The organism is Streptomyces sp. NPDC045701 (assembly GCF_056432045.1).
In genome coordinates, this window is the sequence record NZ_JBWKJV010000008.1 from 227314 (window position 1) to 248928 (window position 21615).

The following is a 21615-nucleotide window of genomic DNA, read 5'->3' on the forward strand; positions in this document are numbered from 1 at the left end:
CCCTTTTCCTCCTCTCCCCTCCCTCTCCTTCCCCCCTCCTTCTCCCTTCCCCCCCCCCCCCCCCCCCCCCCCCCCCCCCCCCCCCGCGCCGGTGAATCCGATTCGGCCAGAGTGCGGGGCAATGCGGCGCAACCCCTTCCGTAGAGGTTTAGACCAATGATAGTGATTGATCACCCACACGGCACGCTCGGCTACGCTGAGCGAAGGAAATTGAGGGTTGAACATGGCTGAGCCCCACACCCCCGCGGGACTTCCGCTCTACCTCCGGGTCGCCGCCGCGCTGCGCGACGACCTCACCGAGCGGCGCATCGCCCCCGGCACCCGGCTGCCGTCCGAGCGCTCGCTGGTGCACCGCTTCCGGGTGAACCGGCACACGGTCCGCAACGCGCTCCAACTCCTCCGCGACGAACGGCTGGTGGTCACCGAGCGGCGCGGCACGTTCGCGGCGGCGACCGCACCGGACGCCTCGGGCCCGGTCCTCGCGCCGGGCCTGCTGCGCTTCCCCTGCGGCACCGGCACCCCCGACGCGTCCGCCGTGACCGGCCTGGCCTGGGAACCCACGCCGACCGGCCTCGCCGAACAGCTGGGTCTGCCGCCCGGCGAGCCGTCGCTCGTGCACCGCCACCAGGTGCCGGGCGCCGGGGAGGCGCCGGTGCAGGAGGCGCTGTCCCGCTTCTCCCGGCACGCGCTCGCCGAGGTGCCCGAACTCGCCCGCTACCAACGGCCGGAGAGCCGGCCGGCGCGGCCCGACCTGCGGTTGCTGTACCACTGGATGCACCGCGCGGGGCTGCGGCTCACCCGCCGGGAGTCGATCGGCGTCGGCCCCGGCCCGATCGCCACCACGTGCCTCACCGTGCACCGGGTCGTGAGCGACCAGCACGGGCACGTGCTGGAGGTGACGGACATCCGCTTCTCCCCCGAGTCCGCCTCCTGGACCTACGAGTTCATGAGCTAGCTCAGGGGGCGTCAGACGATGCCTTCGGAGAGTTCCGCCTGTTCCCGTGCGTTCCCGTACGGGGCCGGGGTGCCGTAGGAGCGCCGGGCGACGTACCACCAGGCGGTGGCCAGGGCGAGCACCACCGCGAGCGCGATCACGGCGTAGTTCATGGTGTCGATGGTCACCGGGGACTTCTGCGGCAGGCAGAACAGGACGGTCACCACCGCCACCCACACGACCGCCGTCCAGCCGACCGGCTTGCTCCAGCGCCCCAGCGACCAGGGTCCCGGCCGGAACCGGTTGCCGGCGCGCAGCCGCAGGTAGATCGGGATCGCGTACGCGGGGGTGATGCCGATGACGTTGATGGCGGTGACCGCGCCGTAGGCGGTGGCCGAGTACAGCGACGGCACGGCGAGCACGGCCGCGACGGCGACCGACAGCCACACCGCGGGGACCGGGGTCTGCGTCCGGCCGCTGACCCTGCGCCAGAGGGCCGATCCGGGCAGCGCGTTGTCCCGGCTGAAGGCGAACACCATGCGGCTGGCCGCGGCCACCTCCGCGTTCCCGCAGAACAGCTGCGCCACGATCACCACCAGAAGCAGCGCGGTGGCGCCCCCGGAGCCGAGCGCGTCCAGCATGATCTGCGCGGGGGGCACACCGGTGGCGCTGTTCTGCGTGCCGGCGTAGTCCTGGATGGCGAAGGTCAGACCGGCGAGCAGCGCGAACCCGGCGAGCCAGGACACCCAGATGGCCCGCACGATGCCCTTGGCGGCGGAGACGGAGGCGTTGGACGTCTCCTCGGAGAGGTGGGCGGAGGCGTCGTACCCGGAGAAGGTGTACTGGGCGAGCAGCAGACCGATCGCCGCCACGTAGAGGGGGTTGGTCCAGCCGGTGTCGTTGACGAACTCGGTGAAGACGAACGAGGCGGACCGGTGCTGGTCGGGGACGATCGCCAGAGCTCCGACGATCACCGCGACACCGGTCAGGTGCCACCACACGCTGATGGAGTTGAGGACGCTGACCAGGCGTACGCCGAAGAGGTTCAGCACGGCGTGCAGCAGCAGGATGCACAGGAAGATGACGAAGGTGGAGCCGGACGTGGGCTCGAAGCCGAAGCGCAGGTTGAGGAATGCCCCGGTGAACAGCGCGGCGCCGTAGTCGATGCCGGCGATCGCGCCGAGCAGGCCGAGCAGGTTGAGCCATCCCGTGTACCAGCCCCAGCGGCGCCCGCCGAGCCGGTCGGCCATGTAGTAGAGGGCGCCGGAGGTCGGATACGCGCTGGTCACCTCGGCGAGCGCCAGGCCGACGCACAGCACGAACAGGCCGACACCGGCCCAGCCCCACATCATCACGGCCGGGCCGCCGGTGCCGAGACCGAAGCCGTAGAGGGTCATGCAGCCGGAGAGCACGGAGATGACGGAGAAGCTGATGGCGAAGTTGCCGAAGCCCCCCATGCGGCGGGCCAGGACCGGCTGGTAGCCGAGCTCCCTCAGCCGTTCCTCCTCGTCCGTGACCGGGGCCGGCTGCTCCGGACCGGCCCACAGGGTGCGGGACATGGCGCTACCTCCGAGTGGTGGGTGGGGTGTGGTGGTCAGCGGGGGGTGTGCAGGCAGCGGGCCCGGGCGCGGATGAACAGCTCCTCGGCCAGGCCCTGGTCGCCCGGGTCGCGGGTGCGGTACGCCCACGGCTGCGGCGTGTAGTAGGGGCCCAGCGCCTCGAAGACACGGGCGGCGGCGTCGAACCGGAGGGCGCCCCACAGCGCGTGCGCCAGGTGGTTGAGGTCGAGGAGCGACTCGCCGGCCGGGTCGGTGTGGTCGAACCAGGCGAGCAGGGCCCGGTCGGCGTCGCGCGTCGCGTCCTCGGCGACCCAGTGCAGATCCAGCGCCCGTTCCTGGCCCCGGTCGCGGCGGTACCGCTCGACCCGGGTGTACAGCGGCAGCGCGTGCAGCGCCGACCCGGGGGGCGCCGAGGCGGCGGCCCACTGGACGAAGTTGACCGCCTCCGGCAGGGACGCGCCGCCCGGCCGGCGGGCGTACAGGAACTGGAGCATCCGGTGGTACGCCTCGCGGTTGTGCGGGTCGCGCTTGTCGGCCTCGGCGAGCAGGCCCCACGGCCCGGGCGGCAGCATCGGACCGGGCGGCCGCACCCGGTGCTCGTCCATGGCCCGGTCGTCGTCCAGTACGGCGAGGGCCAGCAGGCACACCCAGGGCACCGGGTCGGCCGGGGCCACGCGCGCGGCGTCGCTGCACGCCTCCCAGGCGAGCCGCCACAGCTCCCCGGTGCGCGGGTGGCCCTCCCGGTGGGCGCGCAGGGAGCGTTCCACGGCGACCCTGGCGTGCATGACGGCCGCCGGGATGCTGTGGGGCTGCTCGACGCGCCAGGCCTGTACGACGTCGGAGCCGGCGGCGACCGCGGCCAGCACCTGGGTGCGCCGGGTCCACAGGGACCGGTCGGCGGTCCGGGCGGTGTCGGCCAGCAGCTGGGCCATGGACAGCCACCGGCCGGTACGCAGGTCCTGGAGCACGCCGCGCAGGGCACTGTCGTGGCCCGCCGGGTGGTACACCGGCCGGAAGTCCTGGCCGGGCATCACCCCGTCCCCGTCGGTGGGCAGGCCGGTATCGGTGTGACGGTGGTCATGGGTCCTCTGGGCGCACGGTGGGGGGTGCGGCCGGCACGCCACGGAGAGCGGTCGTACACTCCACGACTACCGGCCGTTGATCGGCGATCACTATAGGCCCAGGTGGACGGTCGTGGTCACCTTTCGACCGAGAATGGCAACCAGGCGCCTGGTAACGCACATTGATGATCCGTCAGTAACCTTCGGGCGCCGGTCACGTACCTCTCCCCCACCCCCTCCGCCCGTTCGCGTGTTTGCCTCCGCCTTCCCCCTGGTGCACGTCTCCGCGTTCCCAGCCGGTGTACGTCTCCGCCTTCCCTCCGTGCGCGAGCGGTCACGGACGGGTCTTGACGCGGGCAGCCGGTCTGGACCACGCTTCCCAGCAACGATCTTCACCGATCCGCGACGGGCCGCGCCGGCCGCGACCGGTCATGCGGCGCCCTCCGCGGCCACGGAACCAGCACGGACGGACACGAACGGACGGGAGTGGGCGATGACGGGCCCCGTACTGGCCGTCGACCAGGGCACGTCGGGCACCAAGGCCCTGGTGATCTGCCCGGAGCGCGGCGTCATCGGCTCCGCCCACTCCGCGGTGCGCCCGCGTCACCTGCCGGGCGGCCGGGTGGAGGCGGACCCGGACGAGCTGCTCGGCTCGGTGGTCGACGCCGGGCGGCGCGCGGTGGCCGCCGCCGGGGAACCGGTCGTCGCCGTGGGCCTGTCCAACCAGGGGGAGACGGTTCTCGCCTGGGACCCGGCGACCGGCGCGCCGCTGACCGACGCGATCGTCTGGCAGGACAGGCGCGCGGCGGGAATCTGCGCCGAACTCGCTCCGCACGCCGACCGGTTGCGGGAGATCACCGGACTGCCGCTCGACCCGTACTTCGCCGCCCCGAAGATGGCCTGGATCCGCCGCCACCTGACCCGCGAGGGGGTGGTGACGACCAGCGACGCCTGGCTGGTGCACCGGCTCACCGGGGAGTTCGTCACCGACGCGGCGACGGCCGGGCGCACCCAGCTGCTCGACCTGGACCGGGTCGCCTGGTCGCCGGACGCGCTGGAGACCTACGGGCTGTCCGGTGAGCGCCTGCCGCGGATCGTTGACGCGGCCGGCCCCGTGGGCACCACGCGCGCCTTCGGCACCGAGATACCGCTGACCGGCCTGCTGGTCGACCAGCAGGCGGCGCTGCTGGCCCAGGGCGCCATCGAGCCGGGCGCCGCCAAGTGCACCTACGGCACCGGGGCGTTCCTGCTCGCGCAGACCGGCGACCGTCCCCGGCGCGGCGCCTCGGGGCTGGTCAGCTGTGTGGCGTGGCGGCTCGCCGGGCGGACCTCCTACTGCCTGGACGGGCAGGTGTACACCGCCGCCTCCGCCGTGCGCTGGCTCACCGACCTCGGGGTGATCGACGGAGCCGCCGATCTCGACCGGGTGGGGTCCGCGGTCCCGGACGCGGGCGGCGTCACCTTCGTACCGGCGCTGGCCGGCCTCGCCGCCCCGTGGTGGCGCGGGGACGCGCGGGGGTCGGTGACCGGCCTCGGGCTGGACACGACGGCCGGGCACCTGGTCCGGGCCCTGTGCGAGGGCATCGCCGCCCAGGTGGTGGAGCTGGCCGGGGCGGCCGGGTCCGACCTGGGCGCCCCGCTGACGTCCCTGCGCGTCGACGGCGGCCTGACCCGTTCGGCGCTCCTCATGCAGACGCAGGCGGACCTCTCGCAACTTCCCGTGGAGGTGGCCGGTTCGCCGGACGCCACCGCGCTCGGTGCCGGCGCCCTCGCCCTGCTCGGCCTCGACCCGCTCCTGCCGCTCCGGGAGGCGGTCCCCCGGTGGCGGCCGTCCGCCGTGTACGAGCCGCGCGTCCCCGCCGACGAGGCCGCCGAGCGGATGGCGGCCTTCCGCGCGGCGGTGGACGCGCTGCCGGAGCGCGCGCCGTGACCGGTGACGCGCCGCCCGCCGAGCCGTACGACGTGGTCGTCGTCGGCGCCGGGGTGGTCGGCTCGGCCATCGCCAGGGAGCTGGCCCGCTACCCGCTGCGTATCGCCCTGGTGGACGCCGCGGACGATGTCGGCGAGGGCACGTCGAAGGCCAACACCGCGATCCTGCACACCGGATTCGACGCCGTCCCCGGTTCGCTGGAGGCCCGCCTGGTACGGGAGGGGCAGCGGCTCCTCACTCGGTACGCCGCCGAGGTGGGCATCCCGGTGGAACCGCTGGGCGCGCTGCTCGTCGCCTGGGACGAGGAGCAGCTCGCCGCGCTGCCGGGGCTGGCGCGCAAGGCCGGGGAGAACGGGTACCGCGGGGCCCGGCTGATCGGCGCCGGTGAACTGCGCGCCCGCGAACCGCACCTAGGGCCGGGGGCGCTCGGCGCGCTGGACGTGCCGGGCGAGAGCGTCATCTGCCCGTGGACCACCGTGCTCGCCTACGCCACGCAGGCCGTCCGCGCGGGGGTGGACCTGCTGCTGGGCTGCCGGGTGCGGGACGTCCGGCCGGGGCACGAGCTGGTGACGACCCGGGGCGTGCTGCGCACCCGGTACCTGGTCAACGCCGCGGGACTGTACGCCGACGAGCTGGACCGGCGGCTCGGCCACCGCGACGTCACGGTGCGACCCCGGCGCGGCCAGCTCATCGTGTTCGACGCGTTCGCCCGCGACCTGGTCCGGCACATCCTGCTGCCGGTCCCGACCGCCCTGGGCAAGGGCGTGCTGATCTCCCCCACCGTGCACGGCAAGGTGCTGCTGGGCCCCACCGCCGAGGACGTGGACGACAAGGCGGCGACCGGGTCGACGGCCGAGGGCCTGGAGTTCCTGCGGGAGAAGGGCCGGCGGATCCTGCCCGCGCTGCTGGACGAGGAGGTCACCGCCGTCTACGCGGGACTGCGGGCGGCGACCGAGCAGGACGACTACCGGATCGCCCTGCGTCCCGGACAGCGGTACGTCACCGTCGGCGGCATCAGGTCGACGGGGCTGACCGCCTCGATGGCGATCGCCGCCCATGTGGTGGACCTGCTGGCCGACGCCGGTCTGGAGCGGGGCCCCGCGCGCGCCCTGCCCGCGGTGCGGATGCCCAACCTGGGCGAGGCGTCCCCGCGTCCGTACGCCGACGCGAAGGCCATCGCCGCCGATCCGGAGTACGGCGAGATCGTGTGCTTCTGCGAGCGGGTGACGCGCGGGGAGATCCGCGACGCGCTCGCCTCGGCGGTCCCGCCCGCCTCACCGGCCGGGCTGCGGCGCCGGACCAGGGCGGGCGCCGGGCGCTGCCAGGGGTACCACTGCGGGGCGGCGGTCCGGGCGCTGTTCGAGGAGGCACGGTGACTCCGGTGCGTACGGTCGACGTGCTCGTCGTGGGGGCGGGGCCCGCCGGGCTGTCCGCCGCCGCCCGGCTGGCCGCCCTGGGCGCGGGCACGGTGGAGGTGCTGGAGCGGGACCGGGACCTGGGGGGCGTGCGGCGGTGGGCGGACGCGGCGCGGGGGGCCGGGGCGGTGCTGCGTACCGGTGTCACCGCCACCGGCTGGTCCGGCCCGCTGACGCTCGACACGACGAGCCCGTCCGGCCGCGAGCGGATCGCCGCGCGGGCGGTGGTCCTGGCCACGGGTGCCCGGGAGCGCCCGCGCGGTGCCCGGCTGGTGCCGGGCACGCGCCCGGCGGGGGTGCTGACCGGGGGCGAGCTCCGGCGGGCGGTGCACCGCCACGGGCTGGACGTCGGCACGCGCGCGGTGGTCGTGGGGACGGAACCGGACGCCGCCCGGCGGGCGGTGCGGACGCTGCGCCGGGCGGGCGTGGCGGTGGCCGCGCTGGTCACGGAGGAGCCGTGGCGTCGGCCCGGCGCGCTCACCGGGCGGTTGCCGGTGCTGGACGGTACGGCGGTCGCCGCGCTGCTGGGACGGGGGCGGTTGTCGGGTGTACGGGTGCGGCGGCGGGACGGGCGCGAGGCGACGGTGCGGTGCGACACCGTGGTGTTCACCGGCGACTGGGTCCCGGAGAACGACCTGGCGCGGTCGGGCGGGACGGCCCTGGCGCCGGGGACGCGCGGTCCGGCGGTGGACGGCGCGTTCCGTACGTCGGTCGCGGGCGTGTTCGCGGTGGGCGGTCTGCTGCACGGCGGCGAACCGACCGGTAGGGCGGTCGAGGCGGGGCGGGCCGTGGCGGCCCCGGTGCTGGCGCACCTGTCGGGCCGGGCGCCCTGGCCCGGGGCCGGCGTCCCGGTGGTGGCGGACGCGCCGCTGCGGTGGGTCGTGCCGAACCGGCTCGAGGCCGCGGGCGGGCGCTTCCTGGTGCGGGCCGCCCGGCCGTTGGTGCGGCCCGTGGTGGTGGTGAGCCAGGACGGCGCCCTGCTGCTGCGGCGGCGGGTGTGGCGCACGCTGATGCCGTCCCGTTCCCTGCCGCTGCCCGCCCGGTGGGCGGCACGGGTCGATCCGGGCGGCGGGCCGGTCCGGATCAGGGTGCTGTGAGCCCGGCGGCCCTCGCGGCGCGGCCGAGGACGTCCGTGAGCATGGCGGGGGTGAGCCGGCCGGTGAAGGTGTTGCGCTGGCTGACGTGGTAGCAGCCGAAGAGTTCCAGGTCCGGTCCCCCGTCGGCGGCGGCCAGGGTGGTGTGCGCCCCGTGCGCGAACACCGGCCGGGGCCTGGGCACCGTCCAGCCGCCCGCGGCCAGGGCGGGCAGGGCGGCCTGCCAGCCGAAGGCGCCCAGGACGACGACGGCACGCACGGTGGGGCGCAGCAGCCGCAGTTCGCCGGTCAGCCAGGGGCGGCACGTGTCGCGTTCGGCGGGCGTGGGTTTGTTGGCGGGCGGGGCGCAGTGGACCGGGGCGGTGACGCGCACCCCGTACAGGAGCAGGCCGTCGTGGACGTCGGTGGCGTCCGGCTGGTTGGCGAGCCCCACCTGGTGCAGCGCGGCGTAGAGGACGTCGCCGGAGCGGTCGCCGGTGAACATGCGGCCGGTGCGGTTGCCGCCGTGGGCGGCGGGGGCGAGGCCGATGACCAGGAGCCGGGCGTCCTCGGGGCCGAAGCCGGGTACGGGCCTGGCCCAGTAGTCCCAGCCGGTGTACGCCCTACGCCCCTCGCGGGCCACCTGTTCCCGCCAGGCGACCAGCCGGGGGCAGGCGCGGCAGTGCGTGACGCGCTCGTCGAGCACGGGCACCGACCTGGCGCCGGCGGCCTCCCGCCCGGGGTGGCCGGGGTCGTGGGTCCGGCTGTCGCCGGACCCCTCGGACACGGACATGTGACCTCCCGCTCCTCGCTCGGGGTGATCGTTCCCCGTACCGACGCTAACGCGCGGGCCGCTGGGCAGGCTCCCGGGCATGACGGTGAAGCGAAGCGCGGGTCTGCTGTTGTTCCGTACCTCGGGCGGGGAGCTGGAGGTGCTCATCGCCCACATGGGCGGTCCGCTGTGGACGTCCCGCGACGCGGGGGCGTGGTCGGTCCCGAAGGGCGAGTACGGGGCGGACGAGACGCCCGAGGCGGCGGCGCGGCGCGAGTTCGTGGAGGAGCTGGGCCTGCCGGTGCCGGACGGCGAACTCGTGCCGCTCGGCGAGACGCGGCAGGCCGGCGGCAAGATCGTCACCGTGTGGGCGGTGGAGGCCGACCTGGATCCGGCGGCGGTGGTGCCCGGCACGTTCAGCATGGAGTGGCCGCGCGGATCGGGGCGGACGCGGGAGTTCCCCGAGGTCGACCGGGTGGCGTGGATGACCCCGGCGGAGGCGGCGCCCCGGCTCGTCGGGGGGCAGCGGGTGTTCCTGGAGCGGCTGGCCGAGTACGTCCGCGGGCGGGACGAGGGCTGATTGTCAGTGGGGTGCGCGAGAGTGTACGGCGGGGACCCACACAACCGGTCGACAGGGAGCGAGAGATGACCACCACCCTGACCTTGAGCGAGCGCGCCGCCGTCCAGGCCTACATACGGCTGTTGGAGGCGACGCAGGCGGTGCTCACCGACCCGGCGCTCGCTCCGATGGCGGGCGTGTACCTGTCGTCGCCGATGGCGGAGGCCGACGAGGCGCTGCGCCGCGCCGGGCTGACGGGCAATGAGGCGCGGCTGCTGCGGATGGTGTCCGCGCTGCGCTCACCGGGCGGTGCCGCCGCCTCGTAGCCGTACGGGCAGGGTGCGCACGCTGTTGCCGACGAAGCTCGGGACGCGCGGCAACCGCGCCTCGGGGACGGCGAGGTCGAGGTCCGGGAAGCGGGTGAAGAGCCGCTCCAGGGCGATGGTGGCCTCCAGCCGGGCGAGCGGGGCGCCCAGGCAGTAGTGCGGTCCGTGGCCGAGTGAGAGGTGGCGGGTGGCGGTGGTGCGCGCGGTGCGGGTGACGTCGAACCGCTCGGCGTCGGGCCCGTGGGCGGCCCGGTCGCGGCCGGCGGCCGAGTAACCGGCCAGTACGGGGGTGCCCGCGGGGATCGGCGTGCCGTCGAGGACGAGGTCGCGCGTGGGGTAGCGGAAGGGGAAGTGGCTGACGGGGCTGTCCCAGCGCAGGGTCTCCTCGACCACGTCGCCCCAGCCGGCGCCGCCGTCGACGACCAGGCGGAGCTGGTCGCGGTGGGCGCACAGGGCGCGGACCGCGTTGGTGATGAGGTTGAGCGTGGTCTCGTGCCCGGCGACGACCATCAGGAGCAGGGTGCCGATGAGTTCCGGCTCACCGAGCCGGTCGCCGTCCGCCTCTCGGGCGGCGATCAGGGCGCTGGTCAGGTCGTCGCCTGGGTCGGCCCGCCGGGCCGCCACGACGGCGCCGAGGGTTTCGGTCATCTCCCGGTTCGCGGCCATCGCCTCCTCGGGGCCGATGTCGGTGGAGACGAGCCGGCTGGACAGCCGGTGCAGCCGGTCGTGGTGTCCGGCCGGCACTCCGAGCAGTTCGCAGATGGTGCCCAGGGGCAGCGGCAGGGCGAAGTGGCGGCGCAGGTCGGCGACGCCGTCGCCGGTCCGCCCGGCCTCCTCCAGCCCGTCGAGGAGCCGGGCGGTCAGCGCCTCGACGCGGGGCCGCAGTTCCGCCACGCGCCCCGCGGTGAAGGCCTGGCCGACGAGCGAGCGCAGCCGCCGGTGGTCGGCGCCGTCGGCGGTGGTCATGCCCTGGACGGTGGCGAAGGTGCGCAGGGGCCAGCCGTCGGGTATCAGCCCGTCCCTCAGGGCGGCGAAGTGCTCGGCGCCCTTGGCCACGTGCGGGTGCGTGAGGAACCGCTTCAGCGCCTCGTGGCCGAGCACGGCCATGCCGGGTACGCCGCCGGGGAGGACGACGGGCGCGACGGTGCCCTCGGCGAGGAGCCGCGCGTTCGCCGCGTGCGGGCAGCCACCGGCGGGGTCCATGCGGTGCGGTCGTGCGGCGCTCATGAGCGGTCTCCCGTCCTTCTGACGTCTCCGTGCCGGTCCGTCCGTCCTCGAAGTCCCCGGAGTGCCCTCCTCCGAGCGGTCGTCGTCAGCCCTCCACCCAGCCGTGCGAGCGGGCCAGTTCGGCGACCCGGGTGCGCACCCGCTTGAGCTGGGCGGTGGTCAGCGTGCCGTCGGCGTCGATGAGGACCTCGGTCAGCTCGGCCTGGAACTCCGCGCCGGTCAGCACGTCGAGGGTGTCGTCGTCGGGGTCGTCGCCGCGTGGCACCGGAGCGGTGTCGGGCACCTGGCGGCGGGAGGGCTGGTGGACGAGGCGGATCTCGGAGGCCTTGGGGCCCTTGTCGCCCATCTCCAGGTGGAACTCGACCTCGCGGCCCGCCTGGTACAGGTACTTGTCGTCCACCAGGTCGTTCGCGTGCATGAAGACGTCCTCGCCCCCTTCCCGGGGGACGATGAAGCCGTAGCCGCGGACCTCGTCGAACCGCAGGATCTTGCCCATCATCAGCACAGCCGTACCTCCACGCCCACACCACAGCTCATCCACCCGAAGCGCCCCCTGGGGCCCGCCGGCTCGGCGGTGAATCTACCGCCGTTCACCCTCCCCCCGCAGCGTCCCCGCTGGGGCCGTCCGGTGTGCCCGGGCGTACCACAGCAGCATCAGCGGCGGCAGGAGCAGCTCCACCCCGATGAAGGCGCTGTGCATGGGGTGCGGCGCGCCCACGTCGAGGTACGAGACGCCACGGGCGATCCCTCCGAGGAACACGGCGCCGAACGCCACCCGGAAGGCGGCGGCGTGCTCCGCCGGACGCCGGGCGACGGCCAGCAGGACGACACCGAGGGCGCACCAGAGCCCGGCGAAGAACCGGTAGTTGCTGTCCACCGTTGGGCTCACCTCGGGGTCGCCGGGCAGCAGGGAGGGCCCGACGGCGATCTCCAGCACGCCGGTGAACAGCACGAACAGCGCGAGCAGGACGAGCACCCACCGCAGGCCGCGACGTGACGACATGACCGCACCTCATTTTCCCACTGTGCCACCGTCCATCGGGTGACCGGTTTCCATCGTCGGCCGGAGCGGTCCCGGACGGAAGCGCGGAACGATGCGCCGTTCCGCCTGATTGATACCGTCGGGGGCATGAGTGGTGAGCCGGGCGGGTCCGATCCGAGCGTGCACCAGTTGCGGCTGCTGCTCGTGCTGGCCGAGGAGTTGCACTTCGGCCGGGCGGCCGGGCGCGTCTACATCAGCCAGCCGGCGTTCAGCCGCCAGATCCGCCGGCTGGAGGACCAGCTGGGTGTCGTCCTGGTGGAACGCTCGACCAGACGTGTGCGGCTGACCGCGGCCGGAGAGGCCCTGCTCCCCCGGGTACGGGCCCTGGTGGGGGCCGCCGACGAACTGCGCGAGGCCGTCCGGACGCGGGCGCGGACGCTCGCGGGCCGGGTGGTCCTCGGCTGTTACATCACCGCCCTCCCTTTCATCACCGCGCTGGCCGGGAGGCTGCGGGAGCGCCATCCGGGCCTGGAGGTGCTGCTGCGGGAGGTGGACTTCGCCGAGCAGACCGCCGCTCTGCTGGACGGCCGGGTGGACGCCGTCCTGGCGTACGGCCCGATGCCGCCGGGGATCCAGACGCTCGCGCTGGCGACGGAGCGGCAGGTGGTGTGTCTGTGGGAGGAGCACCCGCTGGCCGGCCGGGCGTCCGTGTCGCTCGCGGAGCTGGCGGACTGGCCCGTCGTCGGGTCGGCGGCCGGGGTGGCCCGGGTGTGGCGGGACTTCTGGGCGGCCGACCCGCGCCCGGACGGGGCGCCGGTCGCGTACACCGGGCATACGGCGACGACGTTCGAGGCGGGGATGTCGGCGGTCATCCAGGGGCGCGGCGTCCGTTTCGTGTCGGCCAGTTGCCGCGAGCTGTTCCCCCGGCCGGGCATCCGCTACGTCGACGTGTCGGACGCGCCCGCGTGCACGGCGGTGCTCGCCTGGTCGTCCGCCCGCCGCGACACACCGGAGGTCGCCGCGCTGCGTGGCGCGGTGGGCGGCATGGTGGGGGTGGGAGGGACCGACCCGAACCCTCGCTGGTGGCACACCGGGCACACCGAGTCCTAAGGGGATTGACATGCCGATGATGCGCCGGGCACGTGTGTCCGACCACCGCACGCTCGTCGAATGCGCGCACAGGTGGTGCGGCGGGACGCCCACCGCGGCCACCGGGCTCCGCGAGCCGTCGCCGCCGCTGCCGAGGCTGTTCCTCCAGTCCTTCGCGGGCACGAGCCTGGTCGCCGAGGACAGCACCGGGGTCAAGGCGTTCCTGGTCGGGCTCCATTCGGCCGACAACGAGGAGGACGCCCACATCCATTTCGTCGTGGTCGATCCGGTGCTGCGCGGGCGGGGCCTGGCGCGCGGCCTGTACACGGCTTTCCTCGAGCGGGCCGCCGAGGCCGGGCGGCGGGAGGTGCGGGCGGTGGCGGCGCCGGGGAACGCGCGGGCGATCGCGTTCCACCGGGCACTGGGGTTCAGCGTGGTGGGCGGCGACGACGAGGTGGAGGGGGTTCCGGTCCACCGTGACTACGACGGTCCGGGTGAGGACCGGGTCTGCTTCCGCAGGACGATCGGGGCCCGGCGGGTATGAGCGGGCGGGCCCGGGGTGTCCCGGTCCCGCCGCGACGGACCGGGCGGGCACGGGGTGCCGGGTGTGCCCGCGCCGAGCACCCGGCACCCGCCCGCGTCCGCATGGCCGATCTCCGCGACGGCGCGCCCTCCGTGTCATACGATCACGCCCGGCGGCTGCGTCACCCGGCGTCACCCCCGGCGCCTCCCGAAGGCCGCCCACGCGCCCATGGAGGTCAACCGTGACGAGGACTGCCGGCGGCAGGCGACGCGCCCCCCGCACCCGTACCGCCTTCACCGCCGGTGCCGCGGCGGCCGGACTGCTGTTCACCGCCACCGGTTGCGGAAACGGCGACGAGGGACCCGGCGAGGCGGCGGGCGGGGTGCCCGTGGTGGAGAAGGGCAAGCTCACGACGTGCACCCACCTGCCGTACCCGCCGTTCCAGTTCGAACAGGACGGCAAGATCGTCGGTTTCGACGTGGCGCTGGTCGACCTGGTGGCGAAGAGGCTCGACGTCCAACAGGAGATCCTCGACACGCCGTTCGAGAACTTCAAGACCGGTGCGTTCCTCAATTCCGGCGAGTGCGACCTGGCCGCCGCCGGAATGACGATCACCGCGGACCGCAAGAAGAACGTCGACTTCTCCGTCCCCTACTTCGACGCCACCCAGGCCCTGTTCGCCAGCAAGAAGAGCGGCGTGACCACCCTCGCCGAGGTGAAGGCGAGGAAGCTGAAGCTCGGTGCCCAGGCCGAGACCACCGGCGAGAGCTATGCCACGAGCCAGGGCTTCGACCCGGTGGCGTTCGAGAGCTCCGACGCCGTGCTGAACGGCCTGCGCACCGGCCAGGTCGACGCCGTCGTCATCGACTACCCGGTCGTGCAGGGCTGGCTGAAGGACAAGGCCAACGCCGACGCCTTCGCCCTCGGGCAGAACATCGAGACCGGTGAGCAGTACGGCTTCTCGGTGAAGAAGGGCAACGACAAGCTGCGCGCCGTGATCGACAAGGCGATCACCGACGCCAAGGCCGACGGCACGTACAACAAGATCTACGAGCAGTGGATCGGCCCCCTGCCCAAGGCCCGGTCGTGACCTCACGGCTGACCAGGCGCCAGCGGCGGCGGATCTCGCGGGGCGTCCAGTACGCGGTGTTCGTCGCCGTCATCGTCGTGATCGCCGTCCTCGCCGACTGGGACCGGCTGCAGAACCAGTTCGCGCAGGCCGATCTGGCCGAGCGGCTCTTCCCCGACATCATCACCACCGCCCTGCGCAACACGGTGGTGTACACCCTCTCCGGCTTCGCCTTCGGTCTCGTCCTGGGGCTGGTGGTCGCCCTGATGCGGCTGTCGTCGGTGGCGCCCTACCGGTGGGCCGCGAGCGTCTACATCGAGATCTTCCGCGGCCTGCCCGCCCTGCTGATCTTCATCTTCGTCGGGGTCGCCGTACCGCTCGCGTTCCCCGGTACGGAGATCCCCGGCGGGACGTACGGCAAGGTCGCCCTCGGTCTCGGGCTGGTGGCCGCGGCGTACATGGCGGAGACGATCCGGGCGGGCATCCAGGCCGTGCCGAAGGGCCAGATGGAGGCGGCCAGATCGCTGGGCTTCTCGCACGCCCGCGCCATGGTGTCGGTGATCCTCCCGCAGGCGTACCGGATCATCATCCCGCCGCTCACCAACGAACTGGTGCTGCTGTTCAAGGACTCCTCGCTGGTGCTGTTCCTGGGGGTGACGCTGAACGAGCGGGAACTGACCAAGTTCGGCAGGGACCTGGCCAGCCAGACCGCGAACTCCACACCCATCCTCGTCGCCGGTCTGTGCTACCTGCTGGTGACGATTCCGCTGAGCTTCGTGGTGCGCCGCCTCGAGGCCCGTGCCGCCAGGGCCAAGTGAGGACCCCGATGCCGACACCGAACGAGATCGAGATCCGCGGCCTGTACAAGTCCTTCGGCGACAACGAGGTGCTGCGCGGCATCGACCTGGAGGTCGCCACCGGCGAGGTGGTGTGCGTCATCGGGCCGTCCGGCTCCGGCAAGTCGACGCTGCTGCGCTGTGTGAACCTGCTGGAGGAGCCGACCCGGGGCCAGGTGTTCGTGGGCGGTACGGAGGTCACGGACCTGGACGTCGACATCGACGCGGTGCGCCGCCGGATCGGCATGGTGTTCCAGCAGTTCAACCTCTTCCCGCACGTGACGGTGACCGAGAACCTCACCTTGCCGCAGCGGCGGGTGCTCGGGCGCGCCAAGACGCACGCGGCGAAGGTCGCCCGGGACAACCTGGAGCGGGTGGGCCTGGCGGACAAGGCGGACGCGTACCCGGCGCAGCTGTCGGGCGGGCAGCAGCAGCGGGTGGCGATCGCGCGGGCGCTGGCGATGGGCCCGGAGGTGATGCTGTTCGACGAGCCGACGTCGGCGCTCGACCCCGAACTGGTCGGCGACGTGCTGGCCGTCATGCGGATGCTGGCGGCCGAGGGCATGACGATGATGGTCGTCACCCACGAGATGAGCTTCGCCCGGGAGGTCGCCGACCGGGTGGTGTTCATGGACGACGGCCGGATCGTCGAGGAGGGCCCGGCCGCCCAGGTCGTCGGCGAGCCGCGGCACGAACGCACCCGGCATTTCCTGACCCGTATCCTCGACCCGGCCGCCGCCGAACCACCCGGCCCGGACCAGGCCGGCTAGGCCGTACGCCGGGTCCTGGCGAGCAGGATCAGCGACGCGACGGCGGCGAAGGCGCACCAGGTGGAGACGAACTCGGTGCGCCACAGCACCAGGCACAGCGCCGCCCCGGCCGCGATCACCGCGCCGAGCAGCCGCAGCGCCCGGTCGGCCGCCAGGAGCAGCGCGCCGACCGTGGCCAGCAGGTAGCCGCCGACGAGCAGCGGCGCGTACGGCAGGTCGAGCACGTAGCCGATGGTGCGGCCCCGGATGTGGGCCGTCACCGGTCCGGTGGCGAGACGGTGGGCGAGTGCCGCGGCCGTCGCGAGCCCGGCGGCGGCCGGGACGGCGAGGCGGGCGCGCCGCCCGGGCGGGGTGACCAGCAGGACGCCGGCCGGCACCCACACGGGCAGCAGCGGCAGCGCGATGACGGCCCAGGCCAGGGTCGCGGGGCCGCTCCCGCCGCCGGCCTCCCAGACGGCGGCCTCGACGACCTGGTGGGCGCCCAGCAGCAACGGCAGGGCGGCGAGGGGGAGTTCGCGCGGGTCCCGGGCGCGTACCACGCAGACGGCGCCGACCGTGGCGATGACGGTGCCGGCCGCGAGATCGGCCGTCGCGTTCCAGCACATGCGGGTAGCGTACGGGGCCAGACGCAGGACGGCCGGGAGGAGATCCCTTGTCAACGCTTCAGGTGTCGCGAGCCACGCCGGAGGACTGGTCGGTGGTGCGGGAATGGGCCGTGGCGGAGGGCTGGAACCCCGGGATCGGGGACGGGCCGAGCTTCTTCGCGCAGGACCCCGGCGGGTTCTTCCTCGGCAGGCTGGACGGCGAACGCGAGCCCGTTTCGGCCATCTCCGTCGTCAACTACAGCGAGACGTACGCCTTCCTCGGCTTCTACCTGGTGCGCCCCGACCGGCGCGGTCTGGGGCACGGTCTGGCCACCTGGCGGGCGGCCCTGGCGCACGCGGGTGACCGCACGGTCGGGCTCGACGGGGTGCCCGCGCAGCAGGACAACTACCGTCGCTCGGGCTTCGCCCTGGCGCACCGCTCGGCGCGCTACGTGGGGACGGTGACGGGGCGCGCTCCGGCGGCGGGCGTGGTGCCGGCCGCCGAGGTGGGGCTCGCCGCCATCGCCGCGTACGACGCCGGGTGCTACCCGGCCGAGCGGCCCCGGTTCCTGGAGCGGTGGCTGGACGCGCCGGGCCACCTGGCGCTGGCGCGGGTGGTGGACGGACGCGTGACGGGCTACGGGGTGATCCGTCCGGCGCACGAGGAGGCCCGGGTGGGTCCGCTGTTCGCCGACTCGCCGGGGGACGCGGAGGCGTTGCTGGACGCGCTCGTGGACGGATCCGGGGCGGACCGGGTCGCCGTCGACGTACCGGAGTCGAACCCGGCCGCCGTGCGGCTGGCCGAGGCGCGGGGGCTGGTGCCGACGTTCGCGACGGCACGCATGTACACCGGGCCGGTCCGTCCGTTCGCCGGGGACCGGGTCTTCGGCATCACCACCCTGGAGCTGGGCTGAGTCACGTCCCGGTGCCGTACTGCTCGGCCTGGAGGAGGTACATGCGCCGGTAGCGGGAGTCCGGCCGGTCCATCAGCTCCTCGTGGGAGCCCGACTCGACGAGCCGGCCCTGGTGGAGGACGTGGATGACGTCGGCGGACCGGATGCCTGCCATGCGGTGGCTGACGAGCACGACGGTCCGTCCCTCGGCGGCGAGGGCGCGGATGCGGCGGAAGGACTCGATCTCCGCCTCGGGGTCCAGGGCGGAGGTCGGCTCGTCGGCGATCACGAGGGGGGCCTCGCGGTAGCGCAGGCGGGCCTGGCCGACCGTCTGCCACTGGCCTCCGGAGAGTTCCGAGCCGTGCCGGAACTGCCGGGCGAGCAGGGTGTCGTAGCCGCGCGGCAGGGTGGTGCCGAGCCGGTCGGCGCCCGAGTAGGCGGCGGCCCGCTCGACGCGGCCCGTGTCCGGGGGTGTGTCGGGCTGTCCGATGCGGATGTTGGTGTGCAGGGTGAAGGGCCAGCGCTGGAAGTCCTGGTCGAGGACACCGACGTGGCGGAAGACGTCCAGCCGGTCGGCCTCGGCGAGGTCGGTGTCCCCCCACAGGACGCGGCCGTCCACCGGACGGTGCAGCCCCGCGAGGATCTTCACGAGGGTGGACTTGCCCGACCCGTTCGCGCCGACCAGGGCGACGACCGAGCCGGCGGTGATGGTCAGGGACACGCCGCTCAGCGCGGGTTCGTCGCGATCGGGGTAGCGGAAGCTCACGTTCTCGAAGGTGATCTTCTCGGGGAAGTCCGGGACGGGTGTGCCCCCGGTGGGAATGGCCCGCTTCTCGGCCTCCGCGGTGAACCGGTCCAGGTCGCGGACGTACAGGGACTCCTCGTGGAGGGTGTTGATGTGCGTGATGAGGGCGCTGAGGCTGGCGGACCCGGTGCGTACCGCGAGGGCGGCGGTGCCGGCCATGGCGATGTCCATGCGGCCCGTGACCAGCAGGACCCCGAGGGCGGCGTAGGTGAGGAGGGCGGCCGCGCCCGAGAACGCCGCCGCCAGCAGCTCGGTGACGGCGCGTCCGTCGGCGAGGCGGGTCTGCTCGGCCTCGGAGGTCTCCGCCATGTCGTGGAACCGGTCCAGGAGGTAGCGGCCGACCTGGTGGACGCGGACCTCCTGCGCGGCTTCCCGGCTGGTGATGAGGTTGTTGACCAGGCGGGCGGCTCGTTCGTGCTCGATCCAGTTCATACGGGAGGCGTAGCGGCGCTGCGCCACGTGCATGGCTCCCCAGCCACGAGGCAGGGTGATCAGCACCAGCAGCGGCAGGAGCGCCGGGTGCAGCACGGTGAGGACGCCGGCCGCGGCGACGATGGTGAAGATTCCGTTGACGGCGCCGACACAGGCGCCGATCAGATTCCGGGCGGCCAGCGCGCCGAACTGGGCGGAGTCCAGGAGCTTGCGGAAGGCGCCGTCCTCGACGGCTTCGAGTTCCGCGCTCGCGGCCCGGTGCAGGTACTTCTCGGTGGCGAGCCGCTCGACCTTGGGCTCCAGGCGGCCGGTGCCGGCGGTGGACAGGCTGGCGAGCACCGCGTTGACGACGGCGAGCACTCCGGCGGCGATCAGCGCGGGGAGGGCCGTGCGGAGGCGTTCGACGGTGGTGCCGGTGGCGAAGAGCGCCTGTAGGACCTGGTTCGTCAGGAGCAGCCCCAGCGCCTGGGCGACGCCCTGGCCGATCTCGGTGAGGCCGACGGTCAGCAGTGCGCGCCGGTCCGCCTCCCAGGCGATCCGCAGGGTGCCGCCGACGAGGTGGGGCAGGGCCCGTACGGCGGACAGGGGCTTGAGGTCGAGCATGGCGTACTCGTGCGTGACCCAGCCGAGGTCGTAGCGCAGGGCGCCGCCGAACAGTTCGCGCTCGCTCTCGGAGATGGGCGGCTGCGCCCGCTTGGTTCGCCGGAACAGCTTCTTCTCACGCACGATGCCCACCCCCGGATGCCGCGGCGCCCTTGCCGTCGCAGCACCGCTCCCCCGCCGCCGATCGGGTGAAACGTCCCCGTGTGGGGCGGGCGCGTCGCGATCCGCATGCAGCCGATGATCCTATTTTCACCGTTATGCGAATGACGGGACTGGCCGTGCTTCCGGCCGTGCTGTGCGGGTTGTGCGCGATGAGCCCCGGCGTCGCGGACTCCCCGCCCGAGGGGCACGGAACGCCGCGGGCGGACCGCGCGGTCGGTGCCCATGGGGTGCGGGTGGCGGCGCACGAGGCACGGGGGGTGCAGGGGGCGCGGCAGGTCGCCGGGCGGGGTGCGCTCGGCGAGCGGGCCGTCCCCGGGGAGCGGGGCGGGCCGGGAGACCGCGGGGAGCCCGGCGCTTTCGGGGAGCGCGGGGCGGACGGGGAACGCAGGGCGTACGGGGAGCGCGATGCCTTTCGGGTGCGCCGTACGCCCGGTACCGACGGGGCCTCCGGTGTGCCAGGGGCGACGCGTGCGGCCGGCGCGCCGTGGGCGTCCGGGGCCCGGGGGGCTTCCGGTGCTCTGGAGGTGTCCGGTGCGCACGAGACGCTCTACCTGACCGGCAACCCGATGGCCGCGCACCACGGCTTCGGCGTCGTGACGTGGCGGGACGCGCTGCTGGCCGGCACCGGCGCCGCCACGCCCGTCGCGGTGGGCGGCGACCTGACCCTCGGTTCGCGGTTCGGTATCGCGCCGCACCGCGCGGGCGGCTACACGGCACCCGGTGACGCCCGGCCCACCGGCCTCCTGGTGAACGGCACGCTCGACCTCCCCGGCAGCGCGGCGGACGCGGTCCTGCGGGTGAGCGGCGACCGCTACGTCAAGATCGGCGACCTGACCGGCACCGCCGCCCGGGCCACCGGCATGGACGGCGCGCCGGTGAAGACCCGCCTGGTGGCCGCCCGGGCCGGCTACGGCACGACACCGCGCGTCGAGCTGACCACCGCCCAGCCGCCCGCGTCGGTGGGCCCCGCACGGGGCCCCTTCGACTTCGGCGCCCTGTTCGCCGGCCACCGGCGGCACGCCGACGCCCTGGCCCGCTGCCCGGCCACGGTGGCCCCTCAGGGCACCCACGCAGGCGGCACCGCGGTGCGGATCCGGCTCGCCGACGACCGTACGAACGTCCTGCGGCTGACCGGCGCACAGCTCGCCGACGTCCAGGAGCTGGAGTTCGAGAACCGGCCCACGGCGGCCCGGCCCCTCGTGGTCGTGGTCGACACCACCGCCGAGGGCGGCACGCTGTCCTGGCGGACGCCGAGGACGACGGGCCTCGGCGGCGACGACGCGCCCTACGTCCTGTGGAACTTCGCCGACGCCACGGACCTGACCCTCACGGGCGGAGACACCCTGCGGGGTTCGGTATACGCACCGCGCGCCGGGCTCACCGACCGGAGCCCCGCCGACATCGAGGGCGACGTCGTGGTCCGCTCGCTCCGGGCGGACCGGCACGCGGGCGGGATCCGCAGCGCCCCGTTCGCGGCGGAGCCGGAGTGCGGCGCGACCATGCCGCCCGCCCCCGGACCGTCACCGGACCGCGCGGCGGTCCCGGGGGCGGTCCGGGTGGCGGAGGCGGAGCCGGAGCCGGGCCCGGAGGCGAAGCCGGGCACGGAGCCGGACCCGGCGGGGGAGCCGGGCGGGGATGCGGTGGCGGGGGTGGGGGTGGGCCCGGAGGCGGTCCGGGAGCCGGACGCGGAGGCGAAGCCGGGTCCGGAGCCGGCTGCCGAGGAGGCTGCGGAGCCGCACCTCCGCTCGGAGCCCACCGCCGCCGCAGCCGCCGGGGCCACCCGCCCCGGTCCCGGGCCCTCCCCCGCCGAGCCCTCCTCCGCGACGGAACCCGCACCCGACGGCACACCGGGCTCCGCAGCGGGCGCCGCCGCGCGATCCGCCATGGCGGACACCGGCTCCCGGACGAAGCTGTGGCTCCTGGGCGCCGGAGCCACCCTGCTCGTCGCCATCGGCACCGCCCTGACCAGGGCGTCCCACCGCGCCCGCCGGGACCCCGGCGAGTGAGCCGG

Annotated in this window: 21 protein-coding genes; 13 read left to right on the top strand and 8 right to left on the bottom strand. The window is 74.5% G+C overall.

Going from position 1 to position 21615, the window contains the following annotated elements; genetic code table 11:
* The first annotated feature begins 223 nt into the window (after positions 1 to 223).
* Positions 224 to 955, top strand: a complete 732-nt coding sequence (locus AC07DW_RS12885) for a GntR family transcriptional regulator (protein ID WP_478857679.1) — start codon at positions 224 to 226, stop codon at positions 953 to 955.
* An 11-nt stretch (positions 956 to 966) separates the two neighbouring features.
* On the opposite strand, the gene AC07DW_RS12890 is transcribed toward AC07DW_RS12885, so the two are convergent.
* Positions 967 to 2493 (bottom strand): amino acid permease, encoded by a 1527-nt coding sequence (locus AC07DW_RS12890; protein WP_478857680.1) that lies wholly within the window; start codon positions 2491 to 2493, stop codon positions 967 to 969.
* A gap of 35 nt (positions 2494 to 2528) precedes the next feature.
* On the bottom strand, positions 2529 to 3524 hold the full coding sequence (locus AC07DW_RS12895) for a hypothetical protein (protein WP_478857681.1): 996 nt from the start codon (positions 3522 to 3524) through the stop codon (positions 2529 to 2531).
* Positions 3525 to 4047: 523 nt separating this feature from the next.
* Here AC07DW_RS12895 and AC07DW_RS12900 point away from each other — a divergent pair.
* The 3 genes from AC07DW_RS12900 to AC07DW_RS12910 are packed head-to-tail and all read left to right on the top strand — an operon-like array spanning position 4048 to position 7996.
* Positions 4048 to 5484 (top strand): FGGY family carbohydrate kinase, encoded by a 1437-nt coding sequence (locus AC07DW_RS12900; protein ID WP_478857682.1) that lies wholly within the window; start codon positions 4048 to 4050, stop codon positions 5482 to 5484.
* Positions 5481 to 6860 carry an FAD-dependent oxidoreductase gene (locus tag AC07DW_RS12905; protein ID WP_478857683.1) on the top strand — a complete coding sequence of 460 codons (1380 nt, stop codon included), beginning with the start codon at positions 5481 to 5483 and terminating at the stop codon, positions 6858 to 6860. Before AC07DW_RS12900 ends, AC07DW_RS12905 begins: the two co-directional genes overlap by 4 nt.
* Entirely contained in the window at positions 6857 to 7996 is a 1140-nt protein-coding gene (locus AC07DW_RS12910) for an NAD(P)-binding protein (RefSeq protein WP_478857684.1), read from the top strand. The genes AC07DW_RS12905 and AC07DW_RS12910 overlap by 4 nt, the downstream gene beginning before the upstream one ends.
* On the opposite strand, the gene AC07DW_RS12915 is transcribed toward AC07DW_RS12910, so the two are convergent.
* Positions 7983 to 8765 carry a uracil-DNA glycosylase gene (locus tag AC07DW_RS12915; RefSeq protein WP_478857685.1) on the bottom strand — a complete coding sequence of 261 codons (783 nt, stop codon included), beginning with the start codon at positions 8763 to 8765 and terminating at the stop codon, positions 7983 to 7985. The genes AC07DW_RS12910 and AC07DW_RS12915 overlap by 14 nt on opposite strands.
* A gap of 79 nt (positions 8766 to 8844) precedes the next feature.
* Between AC07DW_RS12915 and AC07DW_RS12920 the strand changes: the two genes are divergently transcribed.
* Together AC07DW_RS12920 and AC07DW_RS12925 are read left to right on the top strand one after the other, a co-directional pair.
* Positions 8845 to 9324 (top strand): NUDIX hydrolase, encoded by a 480-nt coding sequence (locus tag AC07DW_RS12920; protein ID WP_478857686.1) that lies wholly within the window; start codon positions 8845 to 8847, stop codon positions 9322 to 9324.
* Between the two features lie 65 nt (positions 9325 to 9389).
* Positions 9390 to 9629 (top strand): hypothetical protein, encoded by a 240-nt coding sequence (locus tag AC07DW_RS12925; RefSeq protein WP_478857687.1) that lies wholly within the window; start codon positions 9390 to 9392, stop codon positions 9627 to 9629.
* Here AC07DW_RS12925 and AC07DW_RS12930 read toward each other — a convergent pair.
* The 3 genes from AC07DW_RS12930 to AC07DW_RS12940 all read right to left on the bottom strand — a co-directional run bounded on the left by AC07DW_RS12930 (position 9603) and on the right by AC07DW_RS12940 (position 11859).
* On the bottom strand, positions 9603 to 10856 hold the full coding sequence (locus AC07DW_RS12930) for a cytochrome P450 family protein (RefSeq protein ID WP_478857688.1): 1254 nt from the start codon (positions 10854 to 10856) through the stop codon (positions 9603 to 9605). The two genes, AC07DW_RS12925 and AC07DW_RS12930, sit on opposite strands and share 27 nt — an antisense overlap.
* Positions 10857 to 10941: 85 nt before the next feature.
* A complete protein-coding gene (locus AC07DW_RS12935; protein ID WP_478857689.1) occupies positions 10942 to 11361 on the bottom strand; it encodes a cold shock domain-containing protein in 420 nt (139 codons plus the stop codon).
* Between the two features lie 75 nt (positions 11362 to 11436).
* Positions 11437 to 11859, bottom strand: a complete 423-nt coding sequence (locus tag AC07DW_RS12940; RefSeq protein ID WP_478857690.1) for a DUF4345 domain-containing protein — start codon at positions 11857 to 11859, stop codon at positions 11437 to 11439.
* A 126-nt stretch (positions 11860 to 11985) separates the two neighbouring features.
* Here AC07DW_RS12940 and AC07DW_RS12945 point away from each other — a divergent pair, with 126 nt between their 5' ends.
* The 5 genes from AC07DW_RS12945 (at position 11986) to AC07DW_RS12965 (ending at position 16125) form a co-directional block, all read left to right on the top strand.
* Positions 11986 to 12948, top strand: a complete 963-nt coding sequence (locus AC07DW_RS12945) for a LysR family transcriptional regulator (RefSeq protein ID WP_478857691.1) — start codon at positions 11986 to 11988, stop codon at positions 12946 to 12948.
* Between the two features lie 10 nt (positions 12949 to 12958).
* Entirely contained in the window at positions 12959 to 13471 is a 513-nt protein-coding gene (locus AC07DW_RS12950; protein ID WP_478857692.1) for an N-acetyltransferase family protein, read from the top strand.
* A 220-nt stretch (positions 13472 to 13691) separates the two neighbouring features.
* The gene (locus AC07DW_RS12955; RefSeq protein WP_478857693.1) at positions 13692 to 14540 is read left to right on the top strand and encodes an ABC transporter substrate-binding protein; all 849 of its coding nucleotides are present in this window, start codon (positions 13692 to 13694) and stop codon (positions 14538 to 14540) included.
* Positions 14537 to 15337, top strand: a complete 801-nt coding sequence (locus tag AC07DW_RS12960; RefSeq protein WP_478857694.1) for an amino acid ABC transporter permease — start codon at positions 14537 to 14539, stop codon at positions 15335 to 15337. Before AC07DW_RS12955 ends, AC07DW_RS12960 begins: the two co-directional genes overlap by 4 nt.
* Positions 15338 to 15345: 8 nt before the next feature.
* Positions 15346 to 16125: an amino acid ABC transporter ATP-binding protein gene (locus tag AC07DW_RS12965; protein ID WP_478857695.1), complete on the top strand. Its 780-nt coding sequence runs from the start codon at positions 15346 to 15348 to the stop codon at positions 16123 to 16125.
* Here the strand turns inward: AC07DW_RS12965 and AC07DW_RS12970 are convergent.
* Complete coding sequence (locus AC07DW_RS12970) at positions 16122 to 16730, bottom strand: DUF6629 family protein (RefSeq protein WP_478857696.1); 609 nt, start codon at positions 16728 to 16730, stop codon at positions 16122 to 16124. The genes AC07DW_RS12965 and AC07DW_RS12970 overlap by 4 nt on opposite strands.
* A 47-nt stretch (positions 16731 to 16777) precedes the next feature.
* Between AC07DW_RS12970 and AC07DW_RS12975 the strand changes: the two genes are divergently transcribed.
* Complete coding sequence (locus AC07DW_RS12975) at positions 16778 to 17623, top strand: GNAT family N-acetyltransferase (RefSeq protein ID WP_478857697.1); 846 nt, start codon at positions 16778 to 16780, stop codon at positions 17621 to 17623.
* A 1-nt stretch (position 17624) separates the two neighbouring features.
* On the opposite strand, the gene AC07DW_RS12980 is transcribed toward AC07DW_RS12975, so the two are convergent.
* On the bottom strand, positions 17625 to 19565 hold the full coding sequence (locus AC07DW_RS12980; protein WP_478857698.1) for an ABC transporter ATP-binding protein: 1941 nt from the start codon (positions 19563 to 19565) through the stop codon (positions 17625 to 17627).
* Positions 19566 to 19705: 140 nt separating this feature from the next.
* On the opposite strand from AC07DW_RS12980, the gene AC07DW_RS12985 reads away from it, so the two are divergent.
* Entirely contained in the window at positions 19706 to 21610 is a 1905-nt protein-coding gene (locus AC07DW_RS12985; protein ID WP_478857699.1) for a collagen-binding domain-containing protein, read from the top strand.
* Positions 21611 to 21615: the final 5 nt, after the last annotated feature.